Here is a 21,099-nt window from a genome sequence, read left to right as displayed (position 1 = left end):
ATGAAGTTTGTTAATATTAACTGTTAAGATATCATAAGGTTAGTGTAACACTAAAATATAATATAAATGTAAAGGAGTTTTTATGAAATATAGAATTTTTGATACTCATGCTCATTATGATGATGAAAAATTTAATGAGGATAGAGAAAGTGTAATTAAAGAAATACAAAAAAATGGAGTAATTGGGGTTTTAAATGCTGGTGCTTCTTTAGAAGGATGCATAGATTCGGTAAAACTTGCGAATGAAAATGACATGTTTTATGCATCAGTTGGTATACACCCAAGCTATGCTGATAAGGTTACAGATGAAGTTATAGAAAAATTAAAAGAACTGAGTCAAAATAAAAAAGTAAAAGCAATTGGTGAAATTGGCCTTGACTATTATTATGAAGAAAATCCATCAAGAGAGAGTCAAAAAGAAGCTTTTAGAAAGCAGATGAAATTGGCTCAGGAATTAGATTTGCCAGTTGTAATTCATGATAGAGATGCGCATAAAGATACTTTAGATATATTAAAAGAGTTTCCAAAAGTTAATGGAACTATCCATTGTTTTTCAGGATCTGTTGAATTTGCTAAAGAGTGTATATCACTTGGATATTATATAGGGTTTACAGGAGTTTTAACTTTTAAAAATGCAAAAAAATTAGTAGAAGTTTGTGAAAGTATTCCGTTAGATAGAATGTTAGTTGAAACAGATTGTCCTTATATGGCACCTACACCTAATAGGGGGAAGAGAAATCAATCAGATTATATACAATATATAATAGAAAAAATATGTGAAATAAGAGGATTAGGTAGAGAAGAAATACAAGACATACTTCTTGAAAATACAAAAAGAAGATATAAAATAGATATAGTGTAATATATGATGGTTAACTAAAAAGAAGAAAGGACGTGTAATCTTGATAAAAGAAGTGATAGTTGTAGAGGGCAGAGATGATATTACAGCCGTAAAAAGAGCAATAGATGCAGAAATGATAGCAACTGGTGGATTTGGTATAAATAAAAAGGTTATTGATAGAATTAAAGAAGCTCAAAAGAGAAAGGGCGTTATAGTTTTAACTGATCCAGATTTTGCAGGAGAAAAAATAAGAAGTATAATATCAAAAAGAGTTCCTGGTATAAAGCATGCATATATAAGCAGAGCAGAAGGAACAAAGGGAGATAACATAGGTGTTGAAAATGCAGAACCTGAAGCTATAATAAAAGCTTTAGAGGAAGCTAAAATAACCCTAGAAGAAAAGAGAGAAGAGTTTACAATTTCAGATTTAGTTTATTTTAAATTGTCAGGAGATCCAAAAGCTAAAATTAGACGTGAGCTTATAGGAAAAGAGCTTAGAATAGGTTATGGTAATGCAAATCAAATGTTATCAAGATTAAATAATTATGGGATAAGTAAGGAAGAATTTATTAAAGCCATAGAAAAGATAGAAAATATGATATAGGAGATTTTAATGGATATAAAAGATGTAAAAACTAAAGAATTAGTAGAAAAATATAATTTTAGGTTTTCAAAAAGCTTAGGGCAAAACTTCTTAATAGATGATACAGTTTTAACTGATATTGTAGATGGTGCTAATGTTTGTAGTGATGATTTAATTATCGAAATAGGTCCAGGAGTTGGAACACTAACTGTACAACTTTTAAAGAAAGCAAAAAGGGTTGTTTCAATAGAATTAGATAGTGACCTTATACCGATTCTTATGGAAGAGCTTGGAGATAATCCTAATTTTCAACTTATACATAAAGATGCTTTAAAAGTAGACTTTAATGAAATAATAGGTGATGAAAAAAGTGTAAAGCTTGTTGCTAATCTTCCTTATTATGTTACAACCCCAATAATAGCTAATCTTTTAAATGGAGGTTATAAATTTAAATCTCTTACAATAATGATACAAAAGGAAGTTGCGGAGAGAATAAACTCAAAGCCAAATTGTAAGGAATATGGTGCGTTATCACTTCTAGTTCAGTATTTTTGTGATACATCAATTATTAGGACAGTTGCTCCATCTTGTTTTATGCCAAGACCAAAGGTTGAATCTATAGTTATAAAGCTAGATAGATTAGAAAAACCACGAGTAAATGTTAAAGATGAAAAACTATTCTTTGATATTATAAGAAGTGCTTTTAATATGAGAAGAAAGACTTTATGGAATGCTACAAAGAATATAGGTCTTTCAAAAGAACAAATGGAGAAAGCATATAGTGATGCAGGCATTGATCCTAAAAGACGTGGTGAAACTTTAAGCATTAATGAGTTTGGGGCTTTAGCTGATGCTGTATACAAATATATAAATAAGTAATTAAAATTAAAAAAACTATTCTTAATTAGCATATCCCTTCATATAAATGTAATGATAAATTTATATGGAGGGATATTAATTTGGCAAGTAATAAATTATATAGAAGCTTTATAATACTTCAAGAAGATGAAAGAGGCCATTCAATATCAAATGATAAACCACTGTCAGGTTATGCAAAAATTGAAGCAAAGGGTGAAAAATGTAAAATAGCATTTTATGCTCAAAACTTAAAATCAGCAGATGAAAAGTGTCATATGGCTCTTGTATGTAGTAAAAAAGATGGAAATTTTATTTTAGATTTAGGATTAATGAACATAAACTCTCAAGGTAAGGCTGAAGCATCTTTAGAATGTGGCACAAATAACATAGGGAATTTAGATGTCAGTTATGACAAGATAATAGGAGCTGTTGTATATAAGGAGATTGGTGGAAAAGTAATATATTTAATGTGTGGTTTCTTAAATGGGCAACAACCAAAAGATAATTGGAAAGTATACAATATATTATCTAAGCATGGATTGATTAAAAAATCTAAGAATGATGGTAGTAAGAAAAATGAAGAGAAACATAATACAAACAATAAAGTTGAAAAAGAAAATAACGAACAAAGAACTGTTGAACAAGGCATAGAAAGAGAAGATACAGATATTAGATTAAATAGTGAAACAAGAACAGAAAATATTGATAATCTTTTAGATGAAAATGTTTCAGAAGATATGGAGTTAAATAGTGCACAAGTAAATGATGATATTTTAGATGAAGATATAAATGAAAATGAAAGTAGATTTGATGAGTATGAAAATCTTATTGAGGCTAGAATAAATGGTGGAAACTATGAGAGAGAAGCTGATGAAAGTTATTCTGAATTAGAAAGTCAAAGGAAAATTGAAGTAATAAAATTAGATAATAACATTGTTGAAGATGGTGTAATGAATGAGAAAACGACTAGAGGTGATATACAGGAAGATGTATATTATGAAAAACTTCAAGGAAGTGAACAAAATTCTGTTAGTAGCCAAGGAATTACTGGTATTCAAAGTAGTATGGGTGTTACAGGACTAAATGGTACTACAGGAGTTCAAAGTAGCATGGGCATTACAGGACTAAATGGTGTTCAAGGGATTACTGGAACACAACAGGATCAAGGTATGCAACAAGGACAAAGTACAGTAACTCAATGGAGCACTGGAAGTCAAGGCGTCACAGGAACTCAAAGTGCTCAAGGTGTTCAAATGGAAACTCCTCAGCAAGGAACTATGCATGCTGGATATAGAGCATGGCAAGAAGAAACTAAACAAAGTAAATCAACGCAAGATGAGAAAACTAGAGATGATGTTTTTGAAGATGTTGAAGAAGAATTTGAGTTAACAGGCTCAACAGCAGAATTTTTTTCATCAGTAGTTGATGATTTTGAATATACTAGAGGTTTTGCAAAAGATGTTAAAAAGTGCAAGTGGTATAAAGTTAAAGTAGATAATTTTGATGTCTTATGCAATATGTCAAATTACAACAAATATACAGTTGCATATTATCCGATGATAAATTACTATCCTTATATTTGTAGGAAGGGATATTTTATGATTGGATTTAAGTATGATGAAAATGGAGTTGTGAAATATGTAACGTATGCTATCCCTGGATACAAGGATAAAAAAGATCAACCTTATGCTGGAAAAACTGGATTTGTTACATGGTGTCCAGAATTTAAAAATTCTGTTGATGGACATTGGATAATGTTCTATGATTTTCAAGCTTCTAAAGTTTTAGTTCCTATTGTGTAGATAGAATAATTAAAAGTTGATAGTTTTATTTAAAATAGCTATGTTTTATTAGTTTACTAAAACATAGCCTTTTATTTTGCTGTATATTTTATAAGGAATGTGCAAAATAAAAAAGTAATTCTTTCGTTATATTGTGAATATACATATTATATATAAAGTTAACTAAATGAGGGGAAGGAGAGGAAGCAAAGATGAATAAAAAGCAACTATCAATAACTCTAATATTAATATTTTTGATGACAGTGCTTTTTATAGGAAAGAATATTTTTAGTGATAATATAGAACGAGCTGTATTAGAAAATTATAATATAGGTGAATTGAGTTCATATTCAGCATTAGAAGGAGTTATAAATTATACTTTACCAGATACATGGGATGTTCAAGAACAGCAATATCCAGGAAACTATATAATATATAATAATAATTTTGTAAGTGATGATATGAGTATACTTGGGTATATACAAATAATAAATTACTCTAAAAGTTTAGAGGAACTTATAGATAAAGATAAGCAAAGCATAGATTTTGATGAATCTAATTATTATAGCAAAGAAATTCAAGATATAGATGGTGAACAGATATACAAAGTTGTTTACAAAGAAAAAGGTGATGGAGGGCGAGTATATTTAAATATGATTTATTATAAAAAATTAGATGATGATAGAATTTTAAAGGTGCTATTTAGCTCGTTAGATGATAAATTTAAAGAAAGTAATGATACAATATATAACATAATTATAAAAAGTTTTAATCAATAATAATAATTTGATTATAATCCATAAAAAAACTATAATAAGAAATGAAAAAGATATGATTTAACTTATATAGTTATGGAGGATTTATGAAATTAGTATTGTTTAATTTATTTGGGTTTAAAGTATATAGTTATGGTCTTATGATAGGAATTGGTATTATTGTGGCAGTTATGATTTTAAATTTTAATATGAAAAAGAGAAATTATGATGAAAACAAAGTATTTAATATGATAATAGGCACTGTATTGTCAGGAATTTTAGGAGGAAAGCTGTTATTTATAATAACTAATCCTAATGACTTTATAAAAAATCCAACAACTATCATTACTAACTTTGGATATGGTTTTGTTGTTTATGGTGCAATAATTGGAGGGATGATATCTATTATTTTATATAGCAAGAAAAACAAGTGGAATACTTTAGAAATATTTGATTTCGTGGTTCCATGTCTTGCGATAGCTCAAGGATTTGGAAGAATAGGATGTTTTTTAGCAGGATGTTGTTATGGGGCTGAAACAAGGAGTTTTTTATTTGTGGTTTTCCCAGAGAATAGTTTGGCAATTCCGCATGTACATCTTCACCCCACTCAAATATATTCTTCAATTTTTGATTTTACACTTGGTATATTTCTTATTATATATAGTAGGAAAAAGAAGGATAGTGGAAAAACTTTCTCGTTGTATCTTATATGTTATAGCATAGGTAGATTTATTATAGAATTTTTAAGAAATGATGTTCGAGGAAATATTGGGATGCTTTCAACATCACAATTTATATCAATATTTACATTAATACTTGGAGTATATATTTGGATTTATAGCTCTAAAAAGTTTTTAAAAAAGAAGAATACTGCTACCAATTAAACAAAAGTAATATTTAATTTAAGAGTATTAATTTATAGGTGTTTAAGAATTGTATTTAATAGTGATAAATGTAAAATTATATTTTTATTTATACTGTTAGATACAATTTTTTTTATATGAATTTTAAAATGTAAGTGAGAAATTTACTATACTTGACAAACTTTATCCTAGTGCTAAGATAAAATATAGATATAAAATAGTGCTAGTTCTAAATAAATTAAAAAGTACATATAAATTGCATTTTATTTTATCTTTTAAGCATATGAAAGTGAATAATGGAACTAGAAATATTTTTATATGTTATTAGACATAAATATAATAAGTAAATAATAGAGAAAAAGGAGAATAAAAATGAGTAGTAGTTGTTCATCATGTTCAAGTAGTAGTAGTTGTGCTTCAGCTAAAAATGGTAGTGGATGCGGAAATGGAATCGCTAAAATAAAAAATAAATATGGAAATATAAAGAATATTGTAGGAGTTATAAGTGGTAAAGGTGGAGTTGGTAAATCAACTGTAACAGGAATGTTAGCGTCTCAGTTAGCTAAAAAAGGTTATAAAGTTGGTGTATTAGATGCGGATATTACTGGTCCTTCAATGCCAAGATTTTTTGGAATAAATGAAAAAAGGGCTGAGATATACTCAGAAGGTGAAGGGGTTAGATTTATTCCTGTAGAAACAGGTTTAGGAATCAAAGTGATATCATTAAATCTTATTACAGAAGTTGAAGATGAGCCTGTTATATGGAGAGGCCCTGTTATAAATGGAGTTTTAAATCAAATGTATCAAGATACAGTTTGGGGAGATTTAGATTATCTTTTAATAGATATGCCTCCAGGAACTGGGGATATAACTTTAACAGTAATGCAAAGTTTCCCATTAAAAGAAATAATAATAGTTTCAACACCTCAAGATATGGTATCTATGATAGTTAAAAAACTTGTTGTAATGGCTGAAAAATTAGGAGTTCCTGTAAGAGGGGTAGTTGAAAATATGGCATACATATTATGTGGTAAATGTGGAGAAAGGATGAATGTATTTAGTAAAAAATCATCAGAGGAACATGCTAAATATTTAGGTTTAAAACTTTTAGGTGAGTTACCTATAAACTTAGATTTTACTGAAGCATTAGAAAACGGAAAAGCAGACGAATATGTAGTACAAAATGAGTTGTATACATCAGTATTTAAAGATTTATATTAAAATAAAAATAAGGATATCTAAACAAGATAGTTTAGATATCCTTATTTTTATGTATTTGTTTTGGTTGGCTTATATTTATTTACGTTTTTGATTATCCTATCAATTGGTAAAAAGTACAAAACAACTAGACAAATTATAGTATCTGGTAGTAAGAATGAGCCATTATAAACTATTGAATATACTAAAGGCGACATACCAGCTGGAGCATAACTTCCATAGAAGGCAACTCCTGATATAACATGACAGACAAATCTAAAGAAAATGGCGATTATAGCACCGAGTAATCTTTTTTTTGGAAAAAATCCTGCTATCCCTAAGCATAAAAAAGGAAGAGGATAATCAAATAAAACTTGTATAGGTTGAAGTATATATGGATTTATAAGTAAAGTAAGTAATCCATAAATGAATCCTGTAAGCATACCAACTCCTGGACCATAAATATATGCTATTAAAATTATAGGAACCATACTAGCTAGTGTTACGCTTCCACCTTGAGGAAGTTGATAAATTTTAAATAAGCTAAGAACGACACTTAGGGCTAATGCAATGGCTATTGTGGTAATCATTCTTACATCAAATTTTGTTTTTCTAGCTTTTAATAGCACAAGAATTATTACTGCAAGCCCAATTATAGTAACTATTGTCATAGGACTAGCTAGGATTGTTCCAATATTTGAAGGTAATCCTGTAAAAATTTGAGAAAATCCCGTAACAAATTTGTTTAGGATTTCTTGAAAAGACATCATTTTAAAAGTCCTCCTTGAAATTTATTATTCCTATTTTTATAAACAAAAAAGGCGTAATTATCGCAAGATAAGTACGCCTTTTTTGTTTATAAAAACGCTTTCCTACGCTGGCACTATCCAGATCAGGTCTTTGAGGGTTAATGAATAAATTCATTTCTCAGCCTAAATTTAGGCACCCCTAGCACATGATATTCTTTATTATTTATATTATATATTTAAATATATTATTAATCAATCTAATTTTTGATATAATGATGGATTTTTCACTAATTGATTCATTTAGAATTCTAGTGAATGCGGTTTTCTTTAACCAATTATTATAAAATAATAAAGATATTTGAAAACTGGATACGCAAAAGTTTAAATGTCAACATATGAAAATCTTTAGAAAAAGTTAAAAAAGAAAGAAAAAAAGACCTATATAATATAGGTTTAATTTAAAGGAAAATTTAAAATTAGCACCATAAATGATAGTAGAGTATAATAAATTCTCGGTACTATATATAGTAGAGTGGAGGAATTGTAATGCTACATGTTGTGAAAAGAGACGGTAGAGATGCAAGATTCAATACCGATAAAATAAGTAATGCTATAAAAAGAACGGCTCAAGAAATAGGATATGATATATCTGAGAGTCAAGTTTTAGGAATAATTCAAAAGGTACTAAATTATATAGAAATGTCTGGTAAAAGTCATGTATCAGTAGAGGAAATTCAAAATTTGGTACAAAAGGCATTAAATGATAGTGGATTAAAAAATATATCTATGGCTTATTCAAATTATAGAGCAGAGAGAACTAGGGTTAGGGAAATAAAATCTGATTTGATGAGGGCAATAAGTAAAATAGGAGTAGAAACTGATAGAGATAATGCTAATGTTGGAAATAACTTTTCATCAAAACTTTTAAGAATAGCTTCAGAATCTAATAAATGGCATAATTTATCTATAATGCCAAAGCATTTAGCGAAAGCTCATGAAAATGGTGATATATATTATCATGATTTAGATAGTTATAATTTAACTACTAATTGCCTTCATATACCTACAAGAATGGTTTTGGAAAGAGGGTTCAATACAGGATATGGAACAATAAATACTCCAAAAAGAATAGAAAGTGCTGCTGAATTATCTTGTATTTTGTTGCAATCTAGCCAAAATGATATGTTTGGAGGGCAATCGCATCCAGATTTTGATAATGACATAAGTATATTTGTTCATCCAACTAGAGAAGAAATTAGAAAAGAGTATGAAGAACTAGGCGTAGCATCAGATAAAATAGAGAAACTTACAGAGAAAAAGTTAAGAGCAAGAATACATCAAGCAATGCAAGGAATTATATATAATTTAAATACAATGCATTCAAGAGCAGGCTCACAAGTACCATTTAGTTCAGTAAATTTAGGATTGCCAGATTCCAATGATGCTGCTTTAGTTTGTGAGATTTTTTTGAAAGAGTACGAAAAAGGTTTAGGAAAGGGAGAACAGCCCATATTTCCTAATATAATATTTAGGGTAAAAGAGGGGGTAAATAGAGAGGTTGATGATCCTTATTTTTACCTTTATGAACTTGCGTGTAGGGTAGCTGCAAAGAGAATGAATCCTACATTTATGAACATAGATGCTGATTTTAACAAAGAGTATTATGAAAGAGGATATAAGCCAGCTACAATGGGATGCAGAACTTATTTAATGAGTAATGTAAATGGTGAACCTGGCTGTGCAGGTAGAGGAAATATTGCGCCAGTGACAATAAATTTACCTAGGATTGGTATATTAGCAAAGGGAAGTGAGGAAAAATTCTTTAGAATTTTGCATGAAAGGCTAGAAACATGTAAAGAAGCTTTATTGCATAGATATGATGTTTTGAAAAAACTTAAAGTTAAAGATTTACCTTTTGTAGCTGGTCAAGGACTTATGAGAGGGTCAGAGGGATTAAATCAAGAGGATTCCATTGAACCAGTTTTAAAGCAAGGAACTTGGGGAATTGGATTTATAGGTCTTGCGGAAGCTTTAATCGCTTTAACTGGAAAACATCATGGAGAGAGCGAAAAGTCTAGGGAATTAGGTCTAAAAATAATATCATATATAAGGCAATATACTGATAGAGTAACTGAGGAAACACAGTTAAATTGGAGCTGTTATGCAACCCCTGCTGAAGGATTATCAGGTAAGTTTATAAAACACGATAAAAGAGCTTTTGGAAAAATCAAAGATGTAACAGATAAAGATTATTATACAAACAGTTATCATGTGCCTGTTTATTATCCAATATCAATAAAAAATAAAATAGAAATAGAAGCTCCATATCATAAGATTTGTAATGCAGGGCATATAAGTTATTTAGAAGTAGACGATTGTCCAGATGGCGAAACTATAATGAATATATTAAACTATGCTTACAAACACACAAATATAAGTTATTTAGGTATAAATTTTCATATAAGATATTGTAAGTGTTGTGGTACGTATCTTCATAGCAATGAGTTAGCATGTGTAAATTGTGGTTCAAGTGATATACAAGGGATTTCAAGGGTTACAGGATACCTAAGTCTAGATGAGAGATTTGGCCCAGGTAAGAGTGCAGAAAGGAAAGATAGAGTTTCACATGTTGGAAATAATCATAAAGCATATAAGATATAGATTATTTAAATGCTTAAATTTAAATATTAAGCTTAATGAAGAATATTATTTATTTTTTTAAAATATTTATACTTTATAAGAGTTAATATAAATAAGAAATATCGATAAATTTGATATTTCTTATTTTGTTTTAAATTTAAAATTATTAGTAAATATTAATTAGAAATTTATAGAGAAATTATCATAATGTAATCCTGTTTTAGAAGACATTATATTTAAAAATTTATTTATATCATTAAGTATTGTTTCTTTGTCTTCTTTGGAGAGATTTTTTTCTCCAAGTCTATCACATAGTGAAAGTAGAGCTACATCATGTATGTCTGTGTTTTCTATCATGTTTAAAACTTCATTAGTTTTTATTCTATTTAAAATATAGAAGTGTGTCATGTGATATTTTATTAAAGAAACAATATTATCTCTAAGGGTTATGTTATTTATATGGGTCCTTAGAATTCTACGAGCCATTTCTCCCCCGACTAAATCATGATGAGGGTACATATATATAATATTATCGTCGTTATTTAATACAGTTGTTTTTGTTTTTCCTATATCATGGAGAAGTGCAGCAAACATAAATGCCTTTTTGTTATGAGCTAAATCTTTATATTTAGCTGCTTGGTCAATTACATATAAAGTATGTGTTAATGTATCTTCTTCGTTATCAAGCATTGAGTTTTTTTTAACTTTTTTTAAATTACATAGGGTATTTATTAAATTATAGCAAGTGTCATTATTGCTATTAAGAAACGTTTCCATTAAATATATTGACGGTTTTTTATCATATAATAGATGATGTTCTAATTCATAAAATAATTCATCTGAAGTTTCATTAATTATACTTTTGATTTCCATATTAAATCCCCCTAACAATGTGGTTATAGTATAATATTATCCATATTATACTATTTTTAATCAAAAAATATGATAAAAAATTATAAAATACACTGTGATTAAGTAGAAAATTTATATTATTAGTTGTAAAGTATATCAATAGTTTTTATAAAATAAGAAGTATTTTTATATTTAAATCATAGTATACTTAAATTTAAATATTATTAAAGGCTGGAGTGATAAAAATGAACAAGATAAGACTTGCTGGAATTGCTTATGAAAGTTTAGTAAATGGCCCAGGAATGAGAAGGGTGTTTTTTTCTCAAGGATGTAAGCACAATTGTTTGGGGTGTTTTAATGAAGATACTCATGATTTCTTAGGAGGAGAGGAAAGGGATATAGAGTTACTAATTGATGATTTGAAAAATAATCCTATGATAAACGGGGTTACATTTAGTGGAGGAGATCCATTTGAGCAGGCAGATAAGTTTGCATATATGGCGAAGAAAATTAAAGAGCTAGGTCTTAATATTTGGTGTTATACTGGATATACTTTTGAATATATATTAGAAAATCTTAATAAAAGAGAGGGCTGGGAGGAACTTTTAAATAATATAGATGTTTTGGTTGATGGGAAGTTTGAGATAAGTAAGAAAATAGACGGATTAAAGTTTAAAGGTTCTACTAATCAAAGAATAATTGATGTTAATCAAAGTCTGAAAAATAAAAAAATAAAGTTAATAGAGTTTTAATAAAATAATAAATGTATTTAGATATAATTAAATTAATAGTGAAAAATTTGGATTTTATAATGAAAGGAAGGTTTTAAATGTATAATTTTTTGGTTAAAGATACAACTATAGAGAATGCAGACATGATAATAGTTCCATTATTTGAAGATAATTTGAATTTCAGAGATGAAGAAATAAATAGAAAATTAAAAAGATTGGAAAGAAGAGAACTATTTAATGGTGACTTTGGGGAAATTTTAAATATAACTGGTGTTAAAGATGAAATACAAAATATTATATTCTTAGGTCTTGGTGAAGACGAAAAGTTAAATAAAGAAAGGTTAAGAAGAGTATTTGGAAAGGTTCAAAAATATATAGAATCATTAAAAGGAAAAAAGATTTTCATAGAGTTCGTAAAATCAAAAAATATTTCTATAGAAGATAGCGTAAGGGCAATGATAGAAGGTTTATCTTTGTCAAATTATAAGTTTAATAAATATAAAAGTGATAGAGAAAAGATTGATGAAACAGATGTAAGTATAACAATAGGTGGACATAATTTAGAACATAAAGATTATAGTGATATAGTGGAAGAAAGCAAAATATTAGTTGAAACAGTGTTTAATGCTAGAGATTTAGTAAATGAACCTTCCAATGTAATATATCCAGAAACATTAGCAGAAGAGGCTGTAAAGTTTTCTAAAAGATATGGTTTTGAAATAGAAATAATAAATCATAAGAAAATAGAAGAACTGCAAATGAATTCATTTTTAGCCGTAGGAAAATCATCTATACATAAGCCAAAAGTAATTGTAATGAGATATTTTGGAGATAAAGATAACTTAGATCAAAAATTAGGATTAATTGGTAAGGGATTAACTTATGATTCAGGTGGATATTCTTTAAAACCATCAAACTCTATGGTTGATATGAAGTCAGATATGGGAGGAGCGGCTACTGTAATTGGAGCAATAAGTGCTATTGCTAAAAGAAAGTTGAAAATAAATGTAGTTGCAGTAGTTGCGGCTTGTGAAAATGTAATAGGAAATGAGGCATATAAACCAGGAGATATAATAAGCTCTATGGCAGGAAAAAATATAGAAATATTAAATACTGATGCAGAAGGTAGATTAACTATGATTGATGCTGTAACTTATGCTATAAGAGAGGAGCATATAACAGAAATTATAGATGTAGCAACCCTTACAGGAGCAGCTCTTGTTGCACTTGGAAATGATGTAACAGCGGTTGTAACTAATAATGATAGCTTCTATAAAGAATTGGAAAAAGCATTTACATCAACTGGAGAGAAAATGTGGAATTTACCTAATTTTGATGATTACAAAACACTTATAAAATCAGACATAGCTGATTTAAAAAATACTGGTGGAAGATATGGTGGAACTATAACAGCAGGTTTATTTGTTGGTGAATTTGTTGAGAATAAACCATGGTTGCATTTAGATATAGCAGGCCCTGCATATATAACAGTTCCTTGGGACTATTGTCCAAAGGGTGGTACAGGAGCTGGTGTTAGAACGCTTTATGAATTAGCTAAAAATAGAAGCGAAGATAGATAGGGTATGTTTAAATAACAGATAATTATTAAAAAAGATAGAACATTTTTTTAATGTTCTATCTTTTAAGTTTATTAAAATTAGAATTCAGAACTTCCAGTAGTTCTTGGGAATGGTATAACATCTCTTATATTAGACATTCCTGTTATATACATAATAAGTCTTTCAAAACCTAGTCCAAATCCAGCGTGTTTAGTTCCACCGTATTTTCTAAGTTCTAAATACCACCAGTAATCTTCTTCATTTAAATTAAGTTCTTGCATTCTAGCCTTTAATACATCTAATCTTTCTTCTCTTTGGCTACCACCTATTATTTCACCTATTCCAGGAACTAGACAATCAGCAGCTGCAACTGTTTTTGCGTCTTCATTTAATCTCATATAGAACGCTTTAATATCTTTTGGATAGTCAGTTACAAAGACAGGTTTTTTGAAAATTTCTTCTGTTAAATATCTTTCATGTTCAGTTTGAAGGTCAATTCCCCATTCAACTTCGTAGTCAAATTTCTTTCCTGAATCTTTAAGCATTTTAACAGCGTCAGTATAAGTAACTCTTCCAAAATCAGAATTTACTACATGGTTTAATCTATCTAATAATCCTTTATCAATAAATTGATTAAAGAATTGAAGTTCTTCAGGACATTCTTTCATAACATAGTTTATAACGTATTTTAACATAGCTTCAGCAAGATTCATATCATCTATAAGGTCAGCAAAAGCTATTTCAGGTTCTATCATCCAAAATTCTGCTGCATGTCTTGCGGTGTTTGAGTTTTCAGCTCTAAATGTAGGACCAAATGTATACACGTTTCTAAATGCTAATGCATAACATTCAGCGTTTAATTGACCAGAAACTGTAAGATTTGTTTCTTTTCCGAAGAAATCTTCTTTAAAATCAACTTTCCCATCTTCAGTTTTAGGAATATTATTTAAATCTAAAGTTGTAAGTCTAAACATTTCTCCAGCACCTTCACAGTCAGAACCTGTAATTATTGGAGTGTGAGTATAAACAAATCCTTGCTCTTGGAAAAATTTGTGTATAGCATATGCAGCCACGCTTCTAACTCTAAATACTGCTGAGAAAGCATTACTTCTTGGTCTTAAGTGAGCTATTGTTCTTAAGTATTCAAAAGTGTGTCTTTTCTTTTGAAGAGGGTAATCAGCATCTGATAATCCTTCAACTACTATGTTCTCTGCTTGAATTTCAAAAGGTTGTTTTGAATCAGGAGTTTCAACTAAAGTACCAACAACAGAGATTGAGGAACTTATAGGAAGTTTTGAAACCTCTTTAAAATTAGAAATTTTTGAACTGTCAAATACTACTTGAACATTTTTAAAAAAAGAACCGTCATTAACTTCAATAAATCCAAAAGCATTTGAAGCCCTTAGTGTTCTTATCCAACCAGAAATTTTTACTTGTTTATTAGTAAAATCACTAGTGTTTCTGTATAGTTGTTTAACTAATATAACATTACTCATTTTATAACCTCCATGTAATTATTATTTACATTTTAAAATAAAAAAATCCATTTCATCCTCAATGGGACGAAAATGGACATATTCGCGGTACCACCCAAATTGCTATAAAAATAGCCACTTAGTAAAGCATAATAATGCTTTTTTCAAATTTAACGGTTGAAAACCGTCTAAGCCTACTATCCTTTAATGGATTTCGGTTAGAAACTCAGAGATGTTCTTCTATAAAGTTTTAATGACAGGACTCACACCATAACCTGCTCGCTAAACATTAAAATCTAAATATACTCTTCTCGTCATAGTTTATTTTTATTAAATACAAACTTGCACTTTTAAAGGCAAATCTACTGTCTTTTAACAATATATAAATTGATTTTACAATAAAAAATTAATATTTGCAATATAATTCAAAGCCATAGAATAATATGCTTTTTATACCTAGTTATTCTTTACCAAGTTCATAAGATTTTATAAGTTTTTCAGGAAAGTTTAAATTTTTCATTGTATTCATAATTTCTTTATAATCATAAGAAACTGAATGTATCTCAGGTGTTAAATTATCATCTGTTATATCAATTATTAGATATGTTGCGTTTGGAGTTCCATTTTTAGGTTTACCTACACTACCATCATTTATTATAATTTTAGAATTAATTATTTTTACATAAGGAATGTGTGTGTGTGCACAAACCAAAACATCATAATTAAATTCGTTAATAACTTCATCAATTTTTTCATAGTTTTCAGTTAAATATTCATTAATTCTTCTAGGACTTCCATGAACAAATTGTATTTTTTTATTATTAAATTCTAAGGTAATAGTGTTAGGAAGTTCTTTTAAAAATTTTATATTTTCATCAGTCACATTTTTAATTGCCCAAGGTAAGCTAAAGGAGTTTACTTCATTTTCACGAATGAACGTATAATCCTTATCAACAACGGAAGCATCATAATTCCCTTTAATACAAGGAATTTTTTCATTTCTAAGTCTTTCTATAACCTCATTAGGATTACATCCATACCCAACTAAATCTCCAAGGCATATAGTATAAGTTACATCTTGTTTTTTTATAGCTTCTAAAACTGCGTTTAAAGCAAAGATATTTCCATGTATATCTGAAATAACAGCAATTTTCATAATATAGTCCTCCTAAAATTAAAATTTTTGTTATAAAAGTATTATAAATATTGTTGTATTACTAATATAAGAATAAAATAAAGTTAATATAAATCTACTTTATTTTCAACAATAACTTTTATAATTATCTATATTTAGTATAGTTATACTATAGATTTTTATATAGGCTAAAAAGTTTAGTATGTAAATTAACCTTATAAATTAATTATATCACTATACTATAAGGTTTAATTTTAGGGAAAGGAATGATATTTTTGAAAGAAGAAAGATTAAAAAGAGTTTTACAGGAAATGGATAAAAATAATTTATCACAAATGATAATAACAGAAACAGCTCCTATATTTTATCTTACAGGTGTTTGGATACATTCAGGTGAAAGATTGATGGCTCTTTATATAAATACTAAAGGTGATAAAAAATTTATAGTAAATGAATTGTTTCCAGTAGATAATAATTTAGGCGTTGAGGTTGTTTATTATAATGATACTGAAAATCCATTAGATTTATTGAAAGGAATTATAAATAACAATGAAGTCTTAGGAGTTGATAAAGATTTTAAGGCTCATTTTTTAATTGGATTAATGGATAGAAAAGTTGCAAAATCTTTTGTAAATAGTTCTCCAATCATAGATAAAATTAGGATGATTAAAGATTTAGAAGAAATAAATCTTATGAGAGAAGCATCAAGAATTAATGATTTAGTTGTAGAAAAAGTAATAACAGAAATAAAAGATGGTATTTCTGAAAAATTTATATTAAATAGGTTAGGGGAGCTGTATGGAGAAAATAAAGCAGAAGGTTTTTCTTTTGAACCTATAGTTGCTTTTGGAGAAAATGGAGCAAACCCTCATTATGAAACAGGTAGATGTATTTTAAAAAAGGGTATGGGAGTTTTAATAGATACAGGATGTGTAAAGAATCATTATTGTTCTGATATGACAAGAACTGTGTTTTTTAAAGAAGTTACAGACAAACAAAAGGAAATATATAATATAGTTTTAGAAGCTAACATAAATGCTATGGAAAAGGTAAAACCAGGAGCAAGGTTTTGCGATATAGATAACGCTGCAAGAAATACTATCGAAAAATATGGTTATGGAAAGTATTTTACACATAGAACAGGACATTCTATAGGAATAGAAGTACATGATTTTGGTGATGTAAGTGCAGTAAATAGTGAAGAATTAAGACCAGGAATGATATTTTCAATAGAACCTGGAATATATTTAGCAAAGGATATGGGGGTTAGAATTGAGGATTTAGTTTTAGTAACTGAAAATGGATTTGAGAGATTGAACAATCTATCTAAAGAACTTCAAGTAGTTAGATAATTTATTAAATAAAATTACAGTGTTGATTTTATTAAAATTTAAGTTTATATAAATAGTCAACACTGTATATAAATTGTAAAAACAATAGAAATATAGTTATCTAATGCTTATACTAAATTTCTCTAATTATATTTGTCATAAGATTAATAAATTTTTCTTTAACTCTTTCTGATGTTTCCATAACTTCTAAATGATTTAATGGTTGAGCTAAAATTCCAGCTGCCATATTTGTAGCACAAGAAATACCTAAAACTTTCATACCACAGTGGTTTGCTACAATAACTTCAGGTACAGTAGACATACCAACGGCATCAGCACCTATTATTCTAGCCATTCTAATTTCGGCTGGAGTTTCATAATTTGGACCACTAAACATTGTATAAACTCCCTCTTGTACAGAAATATTTAAAGATTTAGCTATATCTTTAGCTTTTTTGATTAAATCTTTATTATAGGCGTTAGACATATCTGGGAATCGTGTTCCAAAGTCGTCCAAATTTTTACCAACTAGAGGGTTTGAACCTGATAAGTTTATGTGGTCAGAAATTATCATTAAATCTCCAGCATTAAAATCTTTATTTACTGCTCCAGCAGCATTTGTAACTATTAAAGTTTCAACTCCTAAAAGTTTCATAACTCTAACAGGGCAAGTAACTTCTTGCATTGTATACCCTTCATAGTAATGAAATCTACCTTGCATAGCAACAACTTGTTTACCTTGAAAATTTCCAATTACAAGTCTTCCTTTATGACCTTCAACTGTTGAAATAGGGAAATTTGGAATATCGCTATAATTGTAGTATTCAGCATTTTCTATTTTATTTGCGATAGCACCAAGTCCAGAACCCAAAATAAGTCCTATTTTTGGTTCAAATTTAGTTTTAGATTTAATATATTCAGCAGAAAATTTTATTTTGTCAGATAAATTCATAAAAAACACCTCTTAATAATTTATTTCTCGTCAATAATAGTAAAATTAGTTTAATACTTAAAAAGGATTAATATATAATCTAAGGATTATTAACATTATCTTAATATAAAATAAAAGAAGATGCAAAATAATTGCACCTTTTTCTAATTTTGTATTGAAATATTTAAATAATTTTGTTTTTTTATTAATTCTATTTAATTTTAAAATTTAAATTTATTTTAAAAACATCTCTCCAACCTTTACGACATCTCCAGCACCAACTGTAAGTAATAAATCACCATCTTGTAATTTGGATTTTACATAGTTTAATGCATCTTCGTGAGAATGAACATTTGTGCACTTAACTCCAAGTTTTCGTATAGCATCACCTAGTTCATCAGATGATACAAGACCTGTATCTTTTTCTCTCGCAGCGTAGATATCCATCAATATAAGTTCATCGGCATCATTGAAGCATGTTGTAAAATCGTTAAATAATGTTTTAGTTCTTGTATATGTGTGAGGTTGGAAGACACAGTATATCTTATTGTGTTTTATTTTTTTAGCTGTTGATAAAGTTGCCTTTATTTCAACAGGATGATGAGCATAATCATCTATTACAGTAATTCCGTCTTTAACCCCTTTGTATTCAAATCTTTTATGTGCACCATGGAAGGCTAACAATCCATCTTGTACTTTATTAAAAGGTATGTTAAAAATCAATCCTAATGAAACAGCTGATAAAGCATTAGAAACGTTGTGAAGACCAGGAACAGATAAAGAAATAGTTCCAAGGAATTTATCTTTATTATAGGCATCAAAAGTATAGGCACCTTTTTCATTACAAACTAAATTTTTAGCTGTAACATCACCTTCATTTATTCCATAAGTTATGATATTGCACTTAGGCTTGTCTAAAATATCTCTAACATTTTTATCATCTATATTTACTATTGCATAGCCATCTTTAGGTATTATGTTTATGAATTCCTTAAAAGTTTCTTTTATATGATTTAAATCTTTATAAAAGTCTAAATGGTCAGCATCTATATTCAAAATTATTCCTACATATGGGAAAAATCTTAAAAAGCTTTGCTTATATTCGCAAGCTTCAGTTATGAAATACTCACTATTACCAACTCTGAAGTTCCCATCTATAACATCTAAATTACCACCAACTAATATTGTTGGATCTAAATCAGCGCTTAAAGCAATATGGGAAACCATAGATGTAGTTGTTGTTTTACCGTGAGTTCCAGCAACAGCTACATTGTATTTATGACCTTTCATAATTTGACCTAAAAATTCAGCTCTATCCATAAGCTCGATATTCTTCTTTTTTGCCTCTACAAGTTCAGGATTATCAGATGGAATAGCTGCGGTATATACAATTAAATCAACATTTTTTAAATTATCTGCTTTATGTCCTATGTATATTTCTGCTCCATGAGACTTTAGTGTATTTAGTATATCAGAGTCTTTAAAATCAGAACCTGAAACCTTATAGCCAGCATTTAAAAGTACAGCAGCAAGTCCACTCATGCTAACCCCACCAATACCTATAAAATGAACCTTTTTATTTTTATCTGTTATTAAATCAAAAGACAATAAAATCAACTCCTTTAATAATCTCTTATATAATTATATACACTTTTTGTTATAAACACACAATAAAAATATACTTTTATATAAATTTATTATAAGAAAGTGAAAGAGTAATTTTTATTATAGATAAATAACAATTGTTTATACAGTTAAAATACATAAAATTCGTATCTATACGTAATAGAATCATTAACATACATCTTAAAGTTTGTTATAATAAATTTGTGAAATTAATTAATAAGCTTTAAAAGTGGTAATACTTAGATTATAAAAAGTTTGCTATAAATTTTTAATTAGTTGATAAAATGGAGTGTGGTTTTTTTGGAAAAATTAAGTAGGAATACTAGGGTATCTATTATTACAAAAATATTAATAGAAAATCCTAATAAAATAATAGGTTTAAATAGATTTTCAGAGCTTTTAAATGCAGCAAAATCCACAATAAGTGAAGATATAGTTATTGTAAGAGAAGCTTTAGAGAAGGTTTCAATGGGAAAAGTTGAAACTATAGCAGGGGCTGCTGGAGGAATTAAGTTTATTCCTATTATGGGGGAAAAAGAAATAAAGGAGTTTTTAGATGAACTTTGTGTGTTAGCTAGTGAAGAAGGTAGAGTTATGGCTGGTGAATTTTTATATGTTACAGATATAATGTTTAATCCTAGCATAATATCAAAGGCAGCTATAATACTTGCAACATATTTTTATGGAAAAGGGGCAGATTATGTTATTACTGTTGAAACCAAAGGTATTCCATTAGCTTATGAAGTTGCTAAATGTTTAGGAGTGCCTATGGTTACAGCAAGACGTGATAGTAAAGTTACAGAAGGTTCAACTGTTTCTATAAATTATGTATCAGGGACATCAAAAAGGATTCAGCAAATGTGCTTATCAAGAAAATCATTAAAATCAGGAAGTAAATGCATCTTTATAGACGATTTTATGAGAGGTGGCGGAACTGCTAACGGAATAATCGATCTTTTAAAAGAATTTGATTCAGAACTTGTTGGAAGTGGAGTTTTAATAGACAATAAAATGTCTTCTAATAAGGTTTCAAAAAATTACATATCATTAGTAGATATATTAGCTATTGATGATAAAGAGGGCATAAAAATGGTTCCTTCAGGGAGTTTGATATAAATTGCAGTTGTTAGTATAAAAAATATATAAATTTTCTAAATTTAGGAAGGAAATTAATATGTTTTATAGAAATATA

18 protein-coding genes, 1 riboswitch and 1 other annotated feature are annotated in these 21,099 nt (G+C 28.3%); of the genes, 12 read left to right on the top strand and 6 right to left on the bottom strand.

Annotated features, from left to right (window positions below; genetic code table 11):
- Window positions 1-82: 82 nt before the first annotated feature.
- The 7 genes from HH195_RS10255 to HH195_RS10225 all read left to right on the top strand — a co-directional run bounded on the left by HH195_RS10255 (window position 83) and on the right by HH195_RS10225 (window position 6,902).
- Complete coding sequence (locus HH195_RS10255) at window positions 83-862, top strand: TatD family hydrolase (protein WP_196371009.1); 780 nt, start codon at window positions 83-85, stop codon at window positions 860-862.
- 40 nt (window positions 863-902) lie between these two features.
- Window positions 903-1,445, top strand: coding sequence for a ribonuclease M5 (gene rnmV, locus HH195_RS10250; protein WP_058993355.1), 543 nt, complete (start codon window positions 903-905; stop codon window positions 1,443-1,445).
- Between the two features lie 9 nt (window positions 1,446-1,454).
- On the top strand, window positions 1,455-2,303 hold the full coding sequence (gene rsmA / locus HH195_RS10245) for a 16S rRNA (adenine(1518)-N(6)/adenine(1519)-N(6))-dimethyltransferase RsmA (RefSeq protein WP_196371008.1): 849 nt from the start codon (window positions 1,455-1,457) through the stop codon (window positions 2,301-2,303).
- Between the two features lie 80 nt (window positions 2,304-2,383).
- Entirely contained in the window at window positions 2,384-4,084 is a 1,701-nt protein-coding gene (locus tag HH195_RS10240; RefSeq protein WP_196371007.1) for a hypothetical protein, read from the top strand.
- 191 nt (window positions 4,085-4,275) lie between these two features.
- Entirely contained in the window at window positions 4,276-4,842 is a 567-nt protein-coding gene (locus HH195_RS10235; protein WP_196371006.1) for a hypothetical protein, read from the top strand.
- Window positions 4,843-4,925: 83 nt separating this feature from the next.
- Window positions 4,926-5,702 (top strand): prolipoprotein diacylglyceryl transferase, encoded by a 777-nt coding sequence (locus tag HH195_RS10230; protein ID WP_196371005.1) that lies wholly within the window; start codon window positions 4,926-4,928, stop codon window positions 5,700-5,702.
- A 351-nt stretch (window positions 5,703-6,053) separates the two neighbouring features.
- Entirely contained in the window at window positions 6,054-6,902 is an 849-nt protein-coding gene (locus HH195_RS10225) for an Mrp/NBP35 family ATP-binding protein (protein ID WP_196371004.1), read from the top strand.
- 47 nt (window positions 6,903-6,949) lie between these two features.
- Here the strand turns inward: HH195_RS10225 and thiT are convergent, their stop codons facing one another.
- Window positions 6,950-7,648: an energy-coupled thiamine transporter ThiT gene (gene thiT / locus HH195_RS10220; RefSeq protein ID WP_196371003.1), complete on the bottom strand. Its 699-nt coding sequence runs from the start codon at window positions 7,646-7,648 to the stop codon at window positions 6,950-6,952.
- Between the two features lie 82 nt (window positions 7,649-7,730).
- Window positions 7,731-7,838, bottom strand: a riboswitch (TPP riboswitch).
- Between the two features lie 335 nt (window positions 7,839-8,173).
- Between thiT and nrdD the strand changes: the two genes are divergently transcribed.
- Window positions 8,174-10,288 carry an anaerobic ribonucleoside-triphosphate reductase gene (gene nrdD / locus HH195_RS10215; RefSeq protein ID WP_196371002.1) on the top strand — a complete coding sequence of 705 codons (2,115 nt, stop codon included), beginning with the start codon at window positions 8,174-8,176 and terminating at the stop codon, window positions 10,286-10,288.
- A 159-nt stretch (window positions 10,289-10,447) separates the two neighbouring features.
- Here the strand turns inward: nrdD and HH195_RS10210 are convergent, their stop codons facing one another.
- The gene (locus HH195_RS10210) at window positions 10,448-11,140 is read right to left on the bottom strand and encodes an HDIG domain-containing metalloprotein (protein ID WP_196371001.1); all 693 of its coding nucleotides are present in this window, start codon (window positions 11,138-11,140) and stop codon (window positions 10,448-10,450) included.
- 224 nt (window positions 11,141-11,364) lie between these two features.
- On the opposite strand from HH195_RS10210, the gene nrdG reads away from it, so the two are divergent.
- Both nrdG and HH195_RS10200 read left to right on the top strand, forming a co-directional pair.
- Window positions 11,365-11,871, top strand: a complete 507-nt coding sequence (gene nrdG / locus HH195_RS10205; protein WP_058993341.1) for an anaerobic ribonucleoside-triphosphate reductase activating protein — start codon at window positions 11,365-11,367, stop codon at window positions 11,869-11,871.
- 77 nt (window positions 11,872-11,948) lie between these two features.
- On the top strand, window positions 11,949-13,430 hold the full coding sequence (locus HH195_RS10200; protein ID WP_196371000.1) for a leucyl aminopeptidase: 1,482 nt from the start codon (window positions 11,949-11,951) through the stop codon (window positions 13,428-13,430).
- Window positions 13,431-13,507: 77 nt separating this feature from the next.
- Here HH195_RS10200 and asnS read toward each other — a convergent pair whose 3' ends face one another.
- Together asnS and HH195_RS10190 are read right to left on the bottom strand one after the other, a co-directional pair.
- Window positions 13,508-14,905 carry an asparagine--tRNA ligase gene (asnS, locus tag HH195_RS10195; RefSeq protein WP_196370999.1) on the bottom strand — a complete coding sequence of 466 codons (1,398 nt, stop codon included), beginning with the start codon at window positions 14,903-14,905 and terminating at the stop codon, window positions 13,508-13,510.
- A 59-nt stretch (window positions 14,906-14,964) separates the two neighbouring features.
- Window positions 14,965-15,211 (bottom strand) — a binding site (T-box leader).
- A gap of 133 nt (window positions 15,212-15,344) precedes the next feature.
- The gene (locus tag HH195_RS10190; protein ID WP_196370998.1) at window positions 15,345-16,040 is read right to left on the bottom strand and encodes a metallophosphoesterase family protein; all 696 of its coding nucleotides are present in this window, start codon (window positions 16,038-16,040) and stop codon (window positions 15,345-15,347) included.
- A 254-nt stretch (window positions 16,041-16,294) separates the two neighbouring features.
- Between HH195_RS10190 and HH195_RS10185 the strand changes: the two genes are divergently transcribed.
- Window positions 16,295-17,371: a M24 family metallopeptidase gene (locus HH195_RS10185; protein WP_196371937.1), complete on the top strand. Its 1,077-nt coding sequence runs from the start codon at window positions 16,295-16,297 to the stop codon at window positions 17,369-17,371.
- Window positions 17,372-17,483: 112 nt separating this feature from the next.
- Here HH195_RS10185 and HH195_RS10180 read toward each other — a convergent pair whose 3' ends face one another.
- A complete protein-coding gene (locus HH195_RS10180; protein WP_196370997.1) occupies window positions 17,484-18,302 on the bottom strand; it encodes a purine-nucleoside phosphorylase in 819 nt (272 codons plus the stop codon).
- Between the two features lie 213 nt (window positions 18,303-18,515).
- A complete protein-coding gene (gene murC, locus HH195_RS10175; protein ID WP_055258717.1) occupies window positions 18,516-19,889 on the bottom strand; it encodes a UDP-N-acetylmuramate--L-alanine ligase in 1,374 nt (457 codons plus the stop codon).
- A 318-nt stretch (window positions 19,890-20,207) separates the two neighbouring features.
- On the opposite strand from murC, the gene purR reads away from it, so the two are divergent.
- Window positions 20,208-21,023, top strand: a complete 816-nt coding sequence (gene purR / locus HH195_RS10170) for a pur operon repressor (RefSeq protein WP_196370996.1) — start codon at window positions 20,208-20,210, stop codon at window positions 21,021-21,023.
- Window positions 21,024-21,099 lie beyond the last annotated feature (76 nt).

It is taken from the genome of Candidatus Sarcina troglodytae, assembly GCF_015708635.1.
In the GTDB taxonomy this organism is placed as follows: Bacteria; Bacillota; Clostridia; order Clostridiales; family Clostridiaceae; genus Sarcina; species Sarcina ventriculi.
This window is presented reverse-complemented; position numbering and strand designations above follow the sequence as displayed.

What these genes read in the sequence shown, in the direction of transcription:
- HH195_RS10255 (WP_196371009.1), top strand. Translation starts at nt 83, where the DNA reads ATGAAATATAGAATTTTTGATACTCATGCTCATTATGATGATGAAAAA.
- rsmA (WP_196371008.1), top strand. Translation starts at nt 1,455, where the DNA reads ATGGATATAAAAGATGTAAAAACTAAAGAATTAGTAGAAAAATATAAT.
- HH195_RS10235 (WP_196371006.1), top strand. Translation starts at nt 4,276, where the DNA reads ATGAATAAAAAGCAACTATCAATAACTCTAATATTAATATTTTTGATG.
- HH195_RS10230 (WP_196371005.1), top strand. Translation starts at nt 4,926, where the DNA reads ATGAAATTAGTATTGTTTAATTTATTTGGGTTTAAAGTATATAGTTAT.
- HH195_RS10225 (WP_196371004.1), top strand. Translation starts at nt 6,054, where the DNA reads ATGAGTAGTAGTTGTTCATCATGTTCAAGTAGTAGTAGTTGTGCTTCA.
- thiT (WP_196371003.1), bottom strand. Translation starts at nt 7,648, where the DNA reads ATGATGTCTTTTCAAGAAATCCTAAACAAATTTGTTACGGGATTTTCT.
- nrdD (WP_196371002.1), top strand. Translation starts at nt 8,174, where the DNA reads ATGCTACATGTTGTGAAAAGAGACGGTAGAGATGCAAGATTCAATACC.
- HH195_RS10210 (WP_196371001.1), bottom strand. Translation starts at nt 11,140, where the DNA reads ATGGAAATCAAAAGTATAATTAATGAAACTTCAGATGAATTATTTTAT.
- nrdG (WP_058993341.1), top strand. Translation starts at nt 11,365, where the DNA reads ATGAACAAGATAAGACTTGCTGGAATTGCTTATGAAAGTTTAGTAAAT.
- HH195_RS10200 (WP_196371000.1), top strand. Translation starts at nt 11,949, where the DNA reads ATGTATAATTTTTTGGTTAAAGATACAACTATAGAGAATGCAGACATG.
- asnS (WP_196370999.1), bottom strand. Translation starts at nt 14,905, where the DNA reads ATGAGTAATGTTATATTAGTTAAACAACTATACAGAAACACTAGTGAT.
- HH195_RS10190 (WP_196370998.1), bottom strand. Translation starts at nt 16,040, where the DNA reads ATGAAAATTGCTGTTATTTCAGATATACATGGAAATATCTTTGCTTTA.
- HH195_RS10180 (WP_196370997.1), bottom strand. Translation starts at nt 18,302, where the DNA reads ATGAATTTATCTGACAAAATAAAATTTTCTGCTGAATATATTAAATCT.